The sequence below is a fragment of the Marinimicrobium locisalis genome, assembly GCF_039822625.1.
Lineage (GTDB): Bacteria > Pseudomonadota > Gammaproteobacteria > Pseudomonadales > Cellvibrionaceae > Marinimicrobium > Marinimicrobium locisalis.
In genome coordinates this window covers 1-13,481 of the sequence record NZ_JBDLLG010000036.1, presented here as the reverse complement: position 1 = coordinate 13,481, position 13,481 = coordinate 1, and the positions used below count along the sequence as shown (strand labels likewise).

The following is a 13,481-nucleotide window of genomic DNA, read 5'->3' as shown; positions in this document are numbered from 1 at the left end:
ATAACTGGCCGGACTTTTTGATTGAAAAGCGCTCGCATCTTGAAGATGGTGCTGAATAGTTACGTTGCTTTTAAAGGTACGGCCAGTCTTTACGACGCCATCACCGACCTCAATGCGGGGGTAAAAACCTCCCACACCGGGCTCCCTGTGCACCAGGGTTTCTACTATGCCTTTGATTCTTTGATCACAGAGCTGCGCCAGTTTGTCGGTGAGCTATGGGGCGTCTCCGTTATTCACTGCGTCGGACATAGCCTTGGCGGCGCTATTGCAACTCTGGCCGCTGACTGGATTAAATCCTCTGGCCACTCCGCCGTTGTCAACCTATACACATTCGGAAGTCCACGCGTTGGCTTAGGCCGATTCGCCCAAAAATGCACATCTCGCGTGTCGGCGAATAACATTTACCGAGTCTACCACAAGATCGACCCCATCCCTATGGTGCCCACATGGCCTTTTGCTCATGCACCTAATTATGGCGTTGACTACTTGATCCACTCTCCGGTATCCATGCCACCGTGGAAATACCACTTCATGGAGCACTACATAAAGTCCGTTGAGAAATCAAGCGGATGGAAAAGCATCGCGAATAACCGCCCCCAAACCTATGGACAGGTTACACTCGAGAACTGGCTCAGCTCCGATGGCATCGTCTCATTCTCAGCGAACACACTGCAGCTGCTTGATGCCGCCTTGGTATATGTACTGGAAAAAGTCGCTCACGCCGTCAGCATCGCGGTCACAGGCATAGTTGCAACTGGACTAACGCTTTTAGATCGCTTAGCCATGATTTTAGCAGAAGCCGCAGACGTGTCGGCGGACTTGAGTGTCTGGGTGTATTATCTGGTAAGAAAAATGGCCGCCTTGGTCGGCGTCACAATAAAGAAAGGATCCAGCTTGACAGTAGAGTTCATTCGAGCAATCTTTATCCGTCTACACCAGCGCATTTCAGATATGGTTCTACGAATCGGTCGCCACATCGGGTGACGACTACGACAAATGATCCTATACCTTTAGGAATCTCACCTGCAAGGTCATTTTCGGGGTCATGTTGGCCCCTCGCCCTCCCATTTGATAAATATACCGGAATTTATCTTCGATTATAGACTACAAAAAAATTTGAACCCTGAACCGTTTCATTGCAACTCACCTTACGACCCCTCCACAAACACTGGAGGAACTGACATGCAACGTTTAAACAGGTGAATTTATGAAACAGTTTCTCATAGCTGCCTTGCTTATTAGCCTCTCTGCAGGCGTCTCCGCTGATGATGGTGAATACGGCTCACGAAGCGTCAGCCCCAGTTCGTCTCAAATCACTTCGGACGTAGACCGTGACAAGGTGGGCTACAAGTCCGGGAGACGCTACCATGGCACCTGTCATATATTGAACGATCAGGGCCAGTCCATTGAGAATAGCTCGTGCTCAAACAGCAATGTAACCTGTCGAGACGGCTGGGGCACACAATGCACCATTAACGGGCGAGCGGGCGTACTTCGGTCCGACCAGCGTCACCGTTACGAAAGCCTACAAAGTCAGCAGTAAGCTAGGATCTCTCGTAAACCTTGGTAAGGTGCATAGTGGTTTCCACGTAACGTCGGGCTTTCATATTGAGCCGTAGGACTCCGTACTTCTCCCTTGCTCCAAGGACGGGGCGGCTCATACCTTCGACAGGGCTGGCGCTGAAACCTGCCAGAGGGGTCGACATGCGCGGTGAAAACCAGATTGAACTTGGCGAAGAAGGATCTTCGATATCGGCTTGCTAAGCCTTCGCCAAGAGGTACGCCCCCGCGCCCACCATAAAACCGCCGACAGTAGTTTTTATAGCTCGTTCTGCTTTGAACCCTCTCGCGAATGATACGATTTTCATTCCAGCATAGGCATAACCCAGCTTGACGCCACCAACCGCCACTATGGTCAACACAACAATGATCGCTATCTCCGAAGCCGTGATGGCGGTCAGATCGACAAACGCGGGAAACAGGCTCGCATAGAACAGTATGGCCTTTACATCACCCAGGGTGAGAATCAATCCAGAGAGAAAACTTGCCGATAATGTCGATGCTGACCGGTCAGAAGCCTCTACTTTCGATGGAGGTTTCGATCTCATAAGGCTTATTCCAAACCAAACCAGGTATGCACCCGCCAAATACCTCAGGATCAGGAACAAGCTGCCCATCATTTCGGCCAACGCCGCCATTCCAAGAATGGCGAGAAACACAAAAATGAGATCACCGACCACGATTCCAGCAGCAACAGCGCTGCCATTTAAGAACCCGGCTGTCGAACTCCGGGCAACCACCAAGGCGACGCTCGTGCTCGGAACAAGCGCCAACACCGTCATTACGGCAAATAGAAGGAGTATCTCGACCAGGCCCATAGTGATTTCCCTAGCTTAAGCCGCGAAGGCATGACTGCTGACTTTTTTACAAAAAGCCAATTTTGTCAACCCAGAAACCGCCATCGGCACCAGCCGGGCCAGCCACCTTTAGGGCTCATCCCCCGGCGCCACAATCCGCGCCTTACCGCGCCGCCACAGCCACCAGACCCAAAACGCCACGGTGATATCAAAACCAGCGCAAAAAGCCGGCCACCAGGTAGGCACGTCCGGGTTCTCGACAAAACTGGGGTGGAAAACATCAAAAACGCCGTGCAGCAGCAGACCGAAGATGGCGATAGGAATATAGAAAGCGCCACCGGCGAGAGCGAGGATCAGGAACAAGGACGCGGCCGTGAGCTCTTGAATAATGATGTGCGAGCTGCCGTTGGCGAGGGCAAAGCCCACATAGAAGAGGGCGATGACGACCAAGAGCACCGGCGCGAACAACCGGTGCTGATCGAGCTTGACGAGCCTAGCCAAAGCCGCGACAGCCAAGGCCAAAATGACCCCTGAAGCCAGTGATAGTAACCAGGTCATTGTTTCTCCAACTCTCTATGTCTCAATCGTCTTCACGGTTTTGCCGTTGGGGCTATGGGAGGATCACCAAATGATTGGGCAGTTCGTTGCGCTCCTGCGTCGCGGGTACGTGTTCTTTCAACAGCTTGCCGCAAGCGGCAATGCAGTCCAGAAACCCTTGCCGAGTCTCGCCCTGGCGTACCTTAGCGGTAAAGTCCGCCACTATGCCTTCCCAAACAGAGTTATCCAGCACATCGGCAATGCCCTGATCCACCAGGATCTCCACATAGCGCTCCGCTTCCGAGACGAAAATCAGAACGCCGGTGGCACCTTTGGTATGGTGCAGGTTCCGCTCCAGAAACTGGCGCCGCGCCAGATTGGAGGCGCGCCAGTAACGCACCTGCTGGGGAATCAAGCGGGTGTTGATGCCCGGCACGCGGAACAGCAGACTGAGAACGATGAACGTCCCCCACTGCACCAGCAAGAGCATGTCGGCACCCAGCCAACTGCCAAAGTAATTGGCAATCCCCGGCACCAACAGCGCCAGAATGCCGGCCCAAAGCAGGGGAATATAGCTGTAGTTATCGGATTGAGACGTCAGTACGGTCACCAGCTCGGCGTCGGTTTCCCGCTCCACCTCGTTAATGGCCGCCGCCACGGCGTCCTGATCGCTTTTGTTGAGTAATGTCATGATTCTTTGATTCTCATAGTCGGATGTGGGAGTTCAGCGCTCGGAGACCAAGGCGGCGTTACCAGCCACCGGAGGCACCGCCGCCCCCGAAGCCGCCTCCGCCGCCGCCAAAACCACCACCGCCGAAGCCGCCGCCACCGCGGCCGCCCATGGCGGCACCGAGCAGCGCCGCGCCTACCAGGGCAGCGCCTCCGCGACCACCACGGCCGCCACGACTGCCGAGAAAGAACACCACCGACACCATAATGAGCAGAAACAGCGCCGCCATACCAAGATTGGGCTTCTCCTGCCCCTTACGGGTCTGCTGGCCCTGGGGGACCGCCATGGGCTCGCCGCCGAGGACCTGGATCATGGCGGCGGCACCGTTCACGATGCCGGCCTGAAAATCCCCCTGCCGAAAAGCCGGAGTGATCACACGATTTATAATCACTGAGGATTCGGCGTCGGTGAGCCGCCCTTCAAGGCCGTAACCCACCTCAATGCGGACTTCCCGCTCATCCTTCGCCACAATCAACAAGGCACCATTATCCTCGCCCTTCTGACCGATGCCCCAATGTCGCCCCAACTGATAGCCGTAATCTTCAATGGGAAAACCCTGGAGATCCGGAAGCGTGACCACCACAACCTGTTCGGTACTGCCCTGTTCATGGGCCTGAAGCATCTGCGTCAGGCGCGCTTCCACCTCCGGGGAGAGCATCTCCGCCCGATCGACCACACGCCCGGTCAGCTCGGGAAAGTCCGGCGTTGACTGTGCCCAGAGAGTGGCCGGGAACCATAGCAGTAACGCCAACAGCGGGCCTTTGCGGAGCAAATCAATCATCAGAAGTCCACCGCGGGCGGCTGGTCCGCGTTTTCCGTGGTCGCTTCAAAGTTGGCCCGCGGCTCCAGATCGCTATACAAAATGCTATGCCAGATTTTCCCGGGAAAGGTGCGCAGCTCGGTATTGTAGCGCTCTACCGCCTTAATAAAGTCCCGACGCGCCACCGCAATGCGATTTTCCGTGCCTTCAAGCTGCGATTGCAGCGCCAGAAAGTTCTGGTTCGACTTCAGGTCCGGGTAACGTTCGGACACCGCCATCAGCCGGCTCAAGGCACTGCTCAACTCACCCTGGGCCTGCTGGAACTGCTGCAGTTTCTTGGGGTTATTGAGAATGCTCTCATCCACTTGTATCGAGGTGGCCTTGGAGCGGGCTTCCATCACGGCGGTCAGTGTTTCCTTTTCCTGGGCAGCGTAACCTTTGACGGTCTCCACCAGGTTGGGAATCAGATCCGCACGGCGCTGGTACTGGTTCTCCACCTGTGACCAGGCGGCCGTAACGCGCTCATCGTAAGTGGGGATCTTATTGATCCCGCAGCCACTCAACACCAAAAGCAGCGCCATCAGCGACGCCAGTTGCCAGAAAGTTCGCTGTTGAAACGGTTTGAGGAAAGTTCCCATAGTGCTCTGTTCCGGAAGTGGTTGTATCAAAAAGGAAGTGGACCTCCCCGCCAAGGGAAGTCTTAAGCTGAGCTATTGATGGGGCCGAGGTTTTGCTTTTCAAGGTCATCCGTGGCCTTGGGCGCCAACCGTTGATGGGCAGCTAGGCTGAGATAGTGGGCATTTCCCTCATCGGAAAACTTACTTTCCTTCTTGCCAGGGCCAGCGGCCGGTAAGCTCCACCTCCAGCGTAAAGCTAAGAAAGGTTCGTATAAGCACAATAATGGCCAGAGTGCCCACCGTTTCAAGTGTCAGCTCTACCGCGACCGTGTGAATAATATCTGCGGCGACGAGGAACTCCAAGCCAAGCAGAATCCCGCGCCCGAGACGCTGACGAACCTCCCGAAACATTGGGTCCGACTCCTCTTTTCGAAGGAGACTCACCGCGAAGAAAATCAACGAATAAATCGTGAATGCAGCGATAACGAAGATACCAAGTACCTCCATCACCGCCGCGGCCCACTCTGCAAAGGGCTTTACAAGCTCAGACATCCAGCCTCCCGTATTGCCATGTATGCTATCGGCCCCATCACGCTGCCGTAGCACGCTAGGACAGCGTTGGCTGTTAACGGTTCTGCCATTAAGGGAGCCGCCATCTCAATCCCACCGCCGGTAAAAACGCCGAGGACTATAATTGGGCTCATGATCACGCCAAAAACCCACATATATACTGGAATACCGAAACCTATTACCATTTCGATGATCAGAAAGACTGTTTTAAATGCCTTCATGTAGATACAAGTAAGACCCGACGCAGGGGTACATTTTGGGTTCTGAGCGCAGCAGGCTGGATATGTCCCGCCAGATCAATTTGACTTTATACTAGAACGTCTTGATTGTCATTTCTCACATTCGAACACAATCATATGGCGCAAGAATCCCCTGTCGACAATGGCGCTTTCAACGCTGACCGTTCCGCCAGGATACGAGCCGCGTTAGCTCCGACGAATCACCGGAGCAACGCAGCGTGCGGTCATCACTAGATCTGCTGAGCACTATGTTTCCATTTTCGGTTCTGGCGCCACAAAAACACGCAAAAGTTGTGATTTTAGTCACTTTACCCTACTTGGTTCATTGTTATAGTGGCCGACGATGGGCTAGCCCTACAGATCAAACAACGCACCGTCATCAATTCTAGAAACTGATAAGGGTTAAACGGAGATTCTCTATGGAAGATCATCAGTTAGCACAAATTAAGACGGATTTAGAAACATCAGTGGGCCAGCGTATCGATGAGATATGCGGCTCAACGTTAGGGTCAAACTTTGACCAAAACCAGTGCGCTCACTATGTAAGCCATATACTAGGCTACGACTTCTCCCAGAGCGCCTCCTGCAAGTATTTAACGTTTGCCGATAGCCGCAATGATGATGTGGAAGGCGCCACCATTCGTGTTGATGTTATTTTCAATAAGCTGGTAGCGGCCCACCGTCAAAAGCTCGTGAATAACATGTGTTACAGGCCCGGCTTGGTGTTTGTCACCCAAGAAAGAAACATTCAACCCACCGGCAATATGGGTGATATGCCTGCCAAGCATATCGGCATCATGGTATGGCCATGGGTATATCACTACAGCAACACTCAAAATAAAGTGAAGAAGGAAGACGTGACCAGCTTTATCAATACGTTTACCTCGGCGTACGCCGGCAATGGACCCGTGGTGTTCTACCGTGGAGAATTTATCGCATGATTACAAAAAGTGTAACGACAGGATGCGCCGTAGCGATGGCCCTCTCCATCTCGGCCTGCGAGTCCACCGAAGCACGCCCGGACAATTCTGCGTCCGGCGAACATCAGGCGGTTTTTGATACTCTATTTAACCACCTTGATTACCGGTTCCCCTCGGAACAACACTGCTCCAATGAGGGAACATTGACAGTTGGCGAATTCACCGCTCGCGCCCTGGCTAACATGAGCGAACAGCAGCCGGAACATGGGAAGATTGAGGTGACCTGCGACAAGGTACAAGCAGACTCTTCGCTGGCGAGTTTCTACTCCATGGACATGTTTCCAAAAGGCACTGACGAGAAACTACGCTCCTTTAAAGAGAATGAATCACTGATGCAGTGCCAAGTTTCATTTTCTTTTTCTGACAAAGACGTGGTGTGGTCAAGAGCCGTCCATTTTTTATGGAATAGAGAGACTGAAAAGGCGCTAGAAAGCACTTTCCGGTGCGTCGTTATTCCCTAGCTTTTGGAACTTCATTCCCCCTATAGGCCAGAATAGTTGTCGCCTTACTTGAAACGAGGACGACAATGAAACATCATTCTCCATGAGCGAAAGACCGCCCTTTTGCAAAGGTCGTTACACGCCCGGACATCTAGCCTCCCGTATTGCCATGTATGCTATCGGCCCCATCACGCTACCGCCGCACGTTAGGACAGCCTTGGGTTAACCGTGATGCGCCAAGTGAACTCTGGCTAACAGAGTTTAGATCATCTTTACGTAATGCAACTCATGCAATACATGGCCGGTCAGCTGCGACGTTGACCTTTCCTGGCCTGATTCGACAAAACCCAACTTCCGATACGCTTCCAGAGCCGGGCGATTACCCTTGAGGCACCACAGTTCGAGACGCTCTACCCCGGCACCGGCAGAATATTGGAGTACTCGCTCAACAAGGGCGGAACCTATTCCCATTCTCCAGCATTCTGGCAGTACATTGACCGCCCATAGCTCTAGTGTTCGAGCTGGGGCCCTATAGCGAGGCTCTCCCACTATGGCGAAAGCGACGACACTCCGCTCCCTCTCTGCCACAAAGACAGTGAACTCTTCACTTTGGTTTGCTAATCGCTCCTTCAACTCCTCAATATTAGCATCAGGATTCAACGCATCCAGGAACGCCTGCGGCATAAACTGGCGATAGGCGGCTCTCCACGCAGAAACCCGCACCAGCCCAATGGCTTCTGCGTCTTCCGGTTTAGCTTTGCGCAACATCATGTTTGACTCTAACTTCAAAATTACGCGTTCCAACACCTAACCTATAGCCCCGAACGAAGCGATGGAAGCCTACGCGTAAAGCCGCTTTTCATGGTAACTTTCCATACGAGGTATCCAACACTATATTGTACTTCTTATCGTTACGCTCAAAATTTACAGTGGTAGACTCCCCAACTTCAAAAGATAGCGGTTCAGCACCTACGTAATAGGGCTTTCCCGACGATATATCCTTTATAGTAAACACCATATCAATAGTTTCACTTCTTGATTGATCGACCTGAAACTTAGTCACATAGTGTCCAGATAACTCTACAGTAAACGTCCCTGGATACCTTAGCAGGACGGCATCTGTATAATTGCTTCTCTGAGAACCATCCAAAGACTCTTCGCTGATAGTAAGCTGCACCACCAGGCCGTCCTCTGAGACAGCCGCGCCACTAATCCCGAAAAGAGCCGAAAAAACAATTACCTTAAACTTACGAACCATTATATTCCCCTTTTCCGCGAGTAATCTCGACGTATTGGGTTGGTTTTAAGAAGCCAATGTAAAGCTACATCCATTAGCGTGCTGGTTAGGATTTTTCACAGTTCCACCCGCACGAGCTGGAGTTCGGCGGTACCCCCATAGGCCAGAATAGGTGATGCCTCTTTCGAAGAGAAAGGTCGCGCACATGGACGCAATTTTACGACCCCCCCGGCCGCTTTTTGGCTGTGTAGCGCTACGCTTTGTTAGCCAAACAACCATTGGCCAACTAATCTTCCTGGAAGCAATGTGCCAAGCCCTGCGCCAACCACACCGATAAAAGCACCAACTGCAAACCCTCGATGTCGTCTGATATTGCCGGTTTTAACAAAGTAGAGCGAAGCGGCGACACAAAAAAGTGTCCACAAGGAAAGAATGTGAATAGGACTATAACCCCATATCACATCCATGAGCCCGGTAAGCCAAAATGAAGATACCGCTACCGTAACCATGGCTCCCATCCAGAACCAACCCACCACCTTGTGTAGCTTGGTCCCTTTGGGCGAAACCAACTGGCTAGCACCGGCAAGTAAAGCTCCCAGTGCTGCGAAAAGATGAATGGCTAGAGCCATCTGTGAATCTCCATTTGTGGCGTCGTGGTAGAGCCGTCCGGTACGGGGCCGCCTCCAGACGGGCTAGGACCATTCAAGATCTGAGGGAAAACATCTGCCTACCCACCTTAGTCACCAGTAGCTCTTGATCGAATTACGCACCTAATCTTATTCATCCGATATACATGTCAACCATTTGGAAAGTAAATCGCCTGAGTCCTCTTTTCCCGAATCAAAGCCTCTACCACCTTGCCAAACTCTCTTGGGTTCTGTTCCAACAGGGCTAGTCTGTCCACATATTCGTGCACCATTCCCTCGACTAGAAAGTAGATCATATTCGCGCCATTTAAGTTATAGCGCAACAATCTCCATAGGCGAGGGCAAGCACTTTGAAGGCGTCGGCTGGATTCCCCGGCCTTATGTAACAGACCTTGCGTATTCAACAGGGTAATTAACGCACCGCCTAGCCCGCCCTTACCTTTTTGAGCGGCACGTCTAAGTCTAACCAAATCTCTCTTCACCCGAGGGACTTCGGGGGAAGTCATCAACAGCCTCTTGGTTATACTGGTAGCGATGAGCAAACCAACCGTTCCGGCCAGACGTTTCCCAATTTGTTTACCGACCATTCTCTGAGCAGGATCTTTTAACAAGTCAGCCGCTTCAATAATAGCCTTCTGATCCGTACTCTCGACCACGCCCATTGCTGAGGCCCTTAGCAACCAGCGTGTATCGATATTTCGCGGGAACTTCAAAACCCCTTGTTTAAACGTCTCCTCAATCAACCATTCAGGCAATGCCGATATGTATTCACTAACCGAGGCCATCACAACCTGAGATACCGGGTTGTCGATTACATCTATCTCGAAGGTTACCAGGCTCTCGAAAGTGCCAGTCGCGAACTCCAACGCTGCAGTATTTTCATCACCGACTTGGCCAAAGCGCTCCCCTCCGTTCAAGTGCAGCCCATCTGCCGTCCGCTCCATTCCGCCCGCCAGTCGTTCGACCTGGCCTGTGGTACGGTGATGGACTCCGTCGACCAACCCGGCCAACGCAGGAGAGATGTCATTCAAATGATTAAGTAGGCCTGCTCGGCTTGCCGGCTTCTTTAGGCTACGGTATGTAGGGCCGTGGCAGCCAAAATTACAGGCCTGCCAAGCCTTTTGCGCAGCATCTCCTCGTATGAGAAAGTCGATATTGGCGGTCTTGATATCCTTTGTGGCCTTTAAGTACCGCTTTACACCGAATTCGCTAATGAGTGCTCCATCGTATTCCGTCTGGCTCACGACAACCTCCTTTTCAGTTATTGATAGGTAATGCTTTCCGTTACGGGGACAATATTAGGCGTTTCCTTTTCGACATCCTCTTCGTCAAGGTCAAAGATGACAAAGGCGTTTACCTGCTGTTCAATAGCTTTCAATATTGTAATTTCAACTGCTCGTGTAAAGAGCTCAGTTTCCTGCCAGCTTAGCTTGATGCCATCGTAACCCTCCATCGTGACCGGGCTTCGCTGATAATCCTCAATGGAGTCACGGCTATCCAGCCCTAAACGCTCAGCGTAATGATCCGCTATCGTCGATAGGCTATCTTCCGGTTCATGGTGGATATAGAGAGAAACCCTGGACAGCTCAGATGCTTCGAATATCACCGCTCGATCACTGGAGAAGTCCGGCGTGCCATCAAATTTCAGTACCCAGTGCTCAGGATAACGAAGCGTTAAGCCCTGGTGTTCGTAAACTTCGTACTTGGTACCGTTACCAACAGAAGTCTTCTGGTTAGTCGACGCATCGTCTTTCTGGTTGCAGCCGCCCAACACCATTGAGACGCCCACCAAGAGCACAAAGGTGAACCCCCAGGTCTTTGCCAAGGAAATAGTACGACTATTCTGTGTTAAATCGGGGTTGTTTGAGGAGAAGGGACCTGCGTTCCCTTGCAGCCATCGAGATAAACCAATCATGACACAATCCTTATTAAGTCCTCTAAGCGCTTCTCGCGACTTCATGCGAATGTTTACCCACGTAGAGTACCAGACAGATCGCTCTTTACAAGAACGAGCTTTAGCCATTGTGACCGCCGACAACTTTCGGATGAATCAAACGCCTGACCTTATCCAGTCGACTTCCCAGGTCTGTGGCCTCATCCCGTAACCTCTGCGCATAAAGAACCAACCCCTCGGTCCCTGGCGCGGTGGGCCAACGGTCTCCATCTACCGCCAAGGCGCTGACGGCGTCACACATAAACGCCAGGCTGGCTTCGTGGTCCGCAAAATCGTCATAGATCTCCAACAGCTCCAATGCGACGGCTGATCCCACCACTCTATTGCTAAAGCTCGCCATAAAACCTCCTTCCATGCTTACGATCATGCTGAACTCGGCCAGCCACTTTTTAGCCCAATCCCGATGCCCGAGCCCTTTACTGGGCACGGCGGCATCCCCGGTGCTATCCTACCGGGTTAATTGATATATCAAGAGTTAAAACACCATTTGAAAGAGCAATTTACCACACCAAAAATCATTTTGGAAGGCAAAAAGCTATTTCAAATGACATTTTTTCATTTTGGGAGGTCATTTTTGATTAAATGTCATTTAGCGCGTCTGATGGGTGAACACAAACTGAAGATCGCCGATGTCGCCAGAGAGACCGGGTTGAACCGGAATACCGTTACGTTGCTGTATAAAGAAACTGCGCAGAAAGTAGACCTGGATGCCATAAACAAGCTTTGTCGGCTGTTTCAGTGCGAGGTGGGGGATTTGTTGGAGTATCGGCCCGATTAGGGGCTACCAGTGCGAAGCGAAGTACCTTTAGGCCTCCATTACCCTAAACAGCTACCAACTGCTTAGGGGTCCATCCAGAAGCATAGTCGCTGGTTATCCTAGCCCTATTTTATGAGGCACTCATATGCTTCCGCGTTAATCGTTGCGCCAGTAAAGGCGCCGTGATTTTCAGTGACCACTTTCATATGAGTACCGCCTTGAGCTGCGACTTTATTTCGTGCGTCGTTCATCACATACTCCGCCTCTTGGGAGGGCGTAGGAGCAAACTCCGGACTCTTTGCGGTAATTGTTCCGAGAAACTCGCACTTAGCGATATTGTCACTTTCATTAACCGTACGTATTTTTGCTCCGGCTGGAGTGAGTGTCGTCGAGCACCCCACAACTACCACAAGGACAAGAGTCGAAAAGAAACACTTTGGCACACTGGTCATTATTTTGTTCCTTGCACGGTTTCAAATGGTGATTAGCCTAACCGCCACGCAAGACGCGTGGCTTTGTAGTGGAGGCGAAGCCGAAACGGAAAAGCCATCGTCGTGACTGCGACTGTTAGCGGCTTGCCAATCTCCATGCACTTATCAACAGGACGCTGAACACAATCCATTCCGCTAGCCTCTGGAGTATACCGCGCCACTGTTCGAGCGAGCTCTCCAGCATTAATATGAAGAGCATCAGCCACACAGTTGCCAGAACCACCCAGAGAACTCGCATTAGAACAGTGATTTTTGGCGTCAGCGATAAAAGTGCAAGACCCAAAGCTGTTAGTAGATAAGTAAGCAGAGCAATCAAATTGTGAATGGTTTGACTTACGCTCCCCTCAGCAGGGCAGCCGATATCACAAGGTGCGAATGCAGAACCAATATATGCAATAGGCTGGAGAATAATTAGCCAATATCCGACGCGACTGGCACCATTCACCGGCACCACCTTGGCGGCTGCGAAAACCAGGGAGCCTGACAGTAGACCGAAGGGCACGAAGCCAAGCCATCCAATCACCTGCGCGTAAGGAGTTCCAGTGGCGTTGAGCTCACTGATAAACTGCGAAAAGTGAGAGTATCCGGGTTTCAGCGCCGCGCCCCCGAATAGCATAATAAGGTAGCTTACAATAACTGCGATGATGAGCCAGCGAATAGTCATAGTTCCCTACGTAAGGTTAAAGTTAAGATCGTGCTGACTTTTCTAATGTCGCCAACACCCGCCGCGTTAGCGGCTGTCAATGGCCATCTATTTTGACCCACGTTTGGCGTTGTTATAACACACGCCTAAACCCTGGAACAGCAACTATTGCTTTTGCAATCAAAAGGCAGGCAACCGCGCTTACAACTGAGTTTGCGAGCAGCTTAACGTACCGGTCTAATTCAGTTTGGGTTAGGAGCCTACTAACTACGACAATAATTGGCGGATGAATGATATACACGCAATATGCAAGCGGCGCAGCAGCTGCCAACCCCCTAGTCAGCCGCGAGTCGCTGCGCTGAAAAGACCACAAAAGGCCTACAATGATCCCGCACGCAACAAACGGCTCCCAAAGAGCATAGTAGAGGTAAGCGTTCATTCTACAGCGTTCTACCCAGCCTGAATATCGCGCGATAGCATGGCCTCTCATTCATTGAGGAGGCAGATTATGACCACTACCTA

18 protein-coding genes are annotated in these 13,481 nt (G+C 51.8%); 4 read left to right on the top strand and 14 right to left on the bottom strand.

Features of this window, described 5'->3' with window-relative positions:
- Positions 1-21: 21 nt before the first annotated feature.
- Positions 22-984, top strand: a complete 963-nt coding sequence (locus AAE514_RS17715; protein WP_347332899.1) for a lipase family protein — start codon at positions 22-24, stop codon at positions 982-984.
- A gap of 776 nt (positions 985-1,760) precedes the next feature.
- Here AAE514_RS17715 and AAE514_RS17710 read toward each other — a convergent pair.
- From AAE514_RS17710 to AAE514_RS17685, 6 genes are all read right to left on the bottom strand, one after another.
- The gene (locus AAE514_RS17710; RefSeq protein ID WP_347332898.1) at positions 1,761-2,378 is read right to left on the bottom strand and encodes a LysE family translocator; all 618 of its coding nucleotides are present in this window, start codon (positions 2,376-2,378) and stop codon (positions 1,761-1,763) included.
- A 108-nt stretch (positions 2,379-2,486) separates the two neighbouring features.
- Positions 2,487-2,915 (bottom strand): DUF6010 family protein, encoded by a 429-nt coding sequence (locus AAE514_RS17705; RefSeq protein WP_347332897.1) that lies wholly within the window; start codon positions 2,913-2,915, stop codon positions 2,487-2,489.
- 52 nt (positions 2,916-2,967) lie between these two features.
- A complete protein-coding gene (locus AAE514_RS17700; RefSeq protein ID WP_347332896.1) occupies positions 2,968-3,585 on the bottom strand; it encodes a TPM domain-containing protein in 618 nt (205 codons plus the stop codon).
- Between the two features lie 58 nt (positions 3,586-3,643).
- Positions 3,644-4,405, bottom strand: a complete 762-nt coding sequence (locus AAE514_RS17695; protein WP_347332895.1) for a TPM domain-containing protein — start codon at positions 4,403-4,405, stop codon at positions 3,644-3,646.
- Entirely contained in the window at positions 4,405-5,022 is a 618-nt protein-coding gene (locus AAE514_RS17690; protein ID WP_347332894.1) for a LemA family protein, read from the bottom strand. The genes AAE514_RS17695 and AAE514_RS17690 overlap by 1 nt, the downstream gene beginning before the upstream one ends.
- Before the next feature lie 180 nt (positions 5,023-5,202).
- Complete coding sequence (locus tag AAE514_RS17685) at positions 5,203-5,553, bottom strand: DUF1622 domain-containing protein (RefSeq protein ID WP_347332893.1); 351 nt, start codon at positions 5,551-5,553, stop codon at positions 5,203-5,205.
- 676 nt (positions 5,554-6,229) lie between these two features.
- Here AAE514_RS17685 and AAE514_RS17680 point away from each other — a divergent pair.
- A complete protein-coding gene (locus AAE514_RS17680; RefSeq protein WP_347332892.1) occupies positions 6,230-6,751 on the top strand; it encodes a hypothetical protein in 522 nt (173 codons plus the stop codon).
- Positions 6,748-7,251 (top strand): hypothetical protein, encoded by a 504-nt coding sequence (locus AAE514_RS17675; protein ID WP_347332891.1) that lies wholly within the window; start codon positions 6,748-6,750, stop codon positions 7,249-7,251. Before AAE514_RS17680 ends, AAE514_RS17675 begins: the two co-directional genes overlap by 4 nt.
- Positions 7,252-7,491: 240 nt before the next feature.
- On the opposite strand, the gene AAE514_RS17670 is transcribed toward AAE514_RS17675, so the two are convergent.
- The 6 genes from AAE514_RS17670 to AAE514_RS17645 all read right to left on the bottom strand — a co-directional run bounded on the left by AAE514_RS17670 (position 7,492) and on the right by AAE514_RS17645 (position 11,495).
- On the bottom strand, positions 7,492-8,001 hold the full coding sequence (locus tag AAE514_RS17670) for a GNAT family N-acetyltransferase (RefSeq protein WP_347332890.1): 510 nt from the start codon (positions 7,999-8,001) through the stop codon (positions 7,492-7,494).
- Between the two features lie 88 nt (positions 8,002-8,089).
- A complete protein-coding gene (locus AAE514_RS17665; RefSeq protein ID WP_347332889.1) occupies positions 8,090-8,488 on the bottom strand; it encodes a hypothetical protein in 399 nt (132 codons plus the stop codon).
- Between the two features lie 242 nt (positions 8,489-8,730).
- On the bottom strand, positions 8,731-9,096 hold the full coding sequence (locus AAE514_RS17660) for a DUF2306 domain-containing protein (RefSeq protein ID WP_347332888.1): 366 nt from the start codon (positions 9,094-9,096) through the stop codon (positions 8,731-8,733).
- Between the two features lie 167 nt (positions 9,097-9,263).
- On the bottom strand, positions 9,264-10,358 hold the full coding sequence (locus AAE514_RS17655) for a cellulose-binding protein (protein WP_347332887.1): 1,095 nt from the start codon (positions 10,356-10,358) through the stop codon (positions 9,264-9,266).
- A 17-nt stretch (positions 10,359-10,375) separates the two neighbouring features.
- Positions 10,376-11,029 (bottom strand): hypothetical protein, encoded by a 654-nt coding sequence (locus tag AAE514_RS17650; RefSeq protein WP_347332886.1) that lies wholly within the window; start codon positions 11,027-11,029, stop codon positions 10,376-10,378.
- Between the two features lie 100 nt (positions 11,030-11,129).
- Positions 11,130-11,495, bottom strand: coding sequence for a hypothetical protein (locus tag AAE514_RS17645; protein WP_347332885.1), 366 nt, complete (start codon positions 11,493-11,495; stop codon positions 11,130-11,132).
- A gap of 117 nt (positions 11,496-11,612) precedes the next feature.
- Here AAE514_RS17645 and AAE514_RS17640 point away from each other — a divergent pair, with 117 nt between their 5' ends.
- Positions 11,613-11,846, top strand: a complete 234-nt coding sequence (locus AAE514_RS17640; protein WP_430623916.1) for a helix-turn-helix domain-containing protein — start codon at positions 11,613-11,615, stop codon at positions 11,844-11,846.
- A gap of 104 nt (positions 11,847-11,950) precedes the next feature.
- Here the strand turns inward: AAE514_RS17640 and AAE514_RS17635 are convergent, their stop codons facing one another.
- The gene (locus AAE514_RS17635) at positions 11,951-12,277 is read right to left on the bottom strand and encodes a DUF4156 domain-containing protein (RefSeq protein ID WP_347332883.1); all 327 of its coding nucleotides are present in this window, start codon (positions 12,275-12,277) and stop codon (positions 11,951-11,953) included.
- Between the two features lie 115 nt (positions 12,278-12,392).
- Complete coding sequence (locus AAE514_RS17630) at positions 12,393-12,980, bottom strand: DUF998 domain-containing protein (protein ID WP_347332882.1); 588 nt, start codon at positions 12,978-12,980, stop codon at positions 12,393-12,395.
- Positions 12,981-13,481 lie beyond the last annotated feature (501 nt).

Bases quoted from the DNA above. Each gene is read 5' to 3' on its own strand.
- AAE514_RS17675 (WP_347332891.1), top strand. From the start codon at position 6,748: ATGATTACAAAAAGTGTAACGACAGGATGCGCCGTAGCGATGGCCCTC.
- AAE514_RS17665 (WP_347332889.1), bottom strand. From the start codon at position 8,488: ATGGTTCGTAAGTTTAAGGTAATTGTTTTTTCGGCTCTTTTCGGGATT.
- AAE514_RS17695 (WP_347332895.1), bottom strand. From the start codon at position 4,405: ATGATTGATTTGCTCCGCAAAGGCCCGCTGTTGGCGTTACTGCTATGG.
- AAE514_RS17685 (WP_347332893.1), bottom strand. From the start codon at position 5,553: ATGTCTGAGCTTGTAAAGCCCTTTGCAGAGTGGGCCGCGGCGGTGATG.
- AAE514_RS17660 (WP_347332888.1), bottom strand. From the start codon at position 9,096: ATGGCTCTAGCCATTCATCTTTTCGCAGCACTGGGAGCTTTACTTGCC.
- AAE514_RS17650 (WP_347332886.1), bottom strand. From the start codon at position 11,029: ATGATTGGTTTATCTCGATGGCTGCAAGGGAACGCAGGTCCCTTCTCC.
- AAE514_RS17640 (WP_430623916.1), top strand. From the start codon at position 11,613: ATGACATTTTTTCATTTTGGGAGGTCATTTTTGATTAAATGTCATTTA.
- AAE514_RS17710 (WP_347332898.1), bottom strand. From the start codon at position 2,378: ATGGGCCTGGTCGAGATACTCCTTCTATTTGCCGTAATGACGGTGTTG.
- AAE514_RS17680 (WP_347332892.1), top strand. From the start codon at position 6,230: ATGGAAGATCATCAGTTAGCACAAATTAAGACGGATTTAGAAACATCA.
- AAE514_RS17635 (WP_347332883.1), bottom strand. From the start codon at position 12,277: ATGACCAGTGTGCCAAAGTGTTTCTTTTCGACTCTTGTCCTTGTGGTA.
- AAE514_RS17700 (WP_347332896.1), bottom strand. From the start codon at position 3,585: ATGACATTACTCAACAAAAGCGATCAGGACGCCGTGGCGGCGGCCATT.
- AAE514_RS17670 (WP_347332890.1), bottom strand. From the start codon at position 8,001: ATGATGTTGCGCAAAGCTAAACCGGAAGACGCAGAAGCCATTGGGCTG.
- AAE514_RS17630 (WP_347332882.1), bottom strand. From the start codon at position 12,980: ATGACTATTCGCTGGCTCATCATCGCAGTTATTGTAAGCTACCTTATT.
- AAE514_RS17705 (WP_347332897.1), bottom strand. From the start codon at position 2,915: ATGACCTGGTTACTATCACTGGCTTCAGGGGTCATTTTGGCCTTGGCT.
- AAE514_RS17690 (WP_347332894.1), bottom strand. From the start codon at position 5,022: ATGGGAACTTTCCTCAAACCGTTTCAACAGCGAACTTTCTGGCAACTG.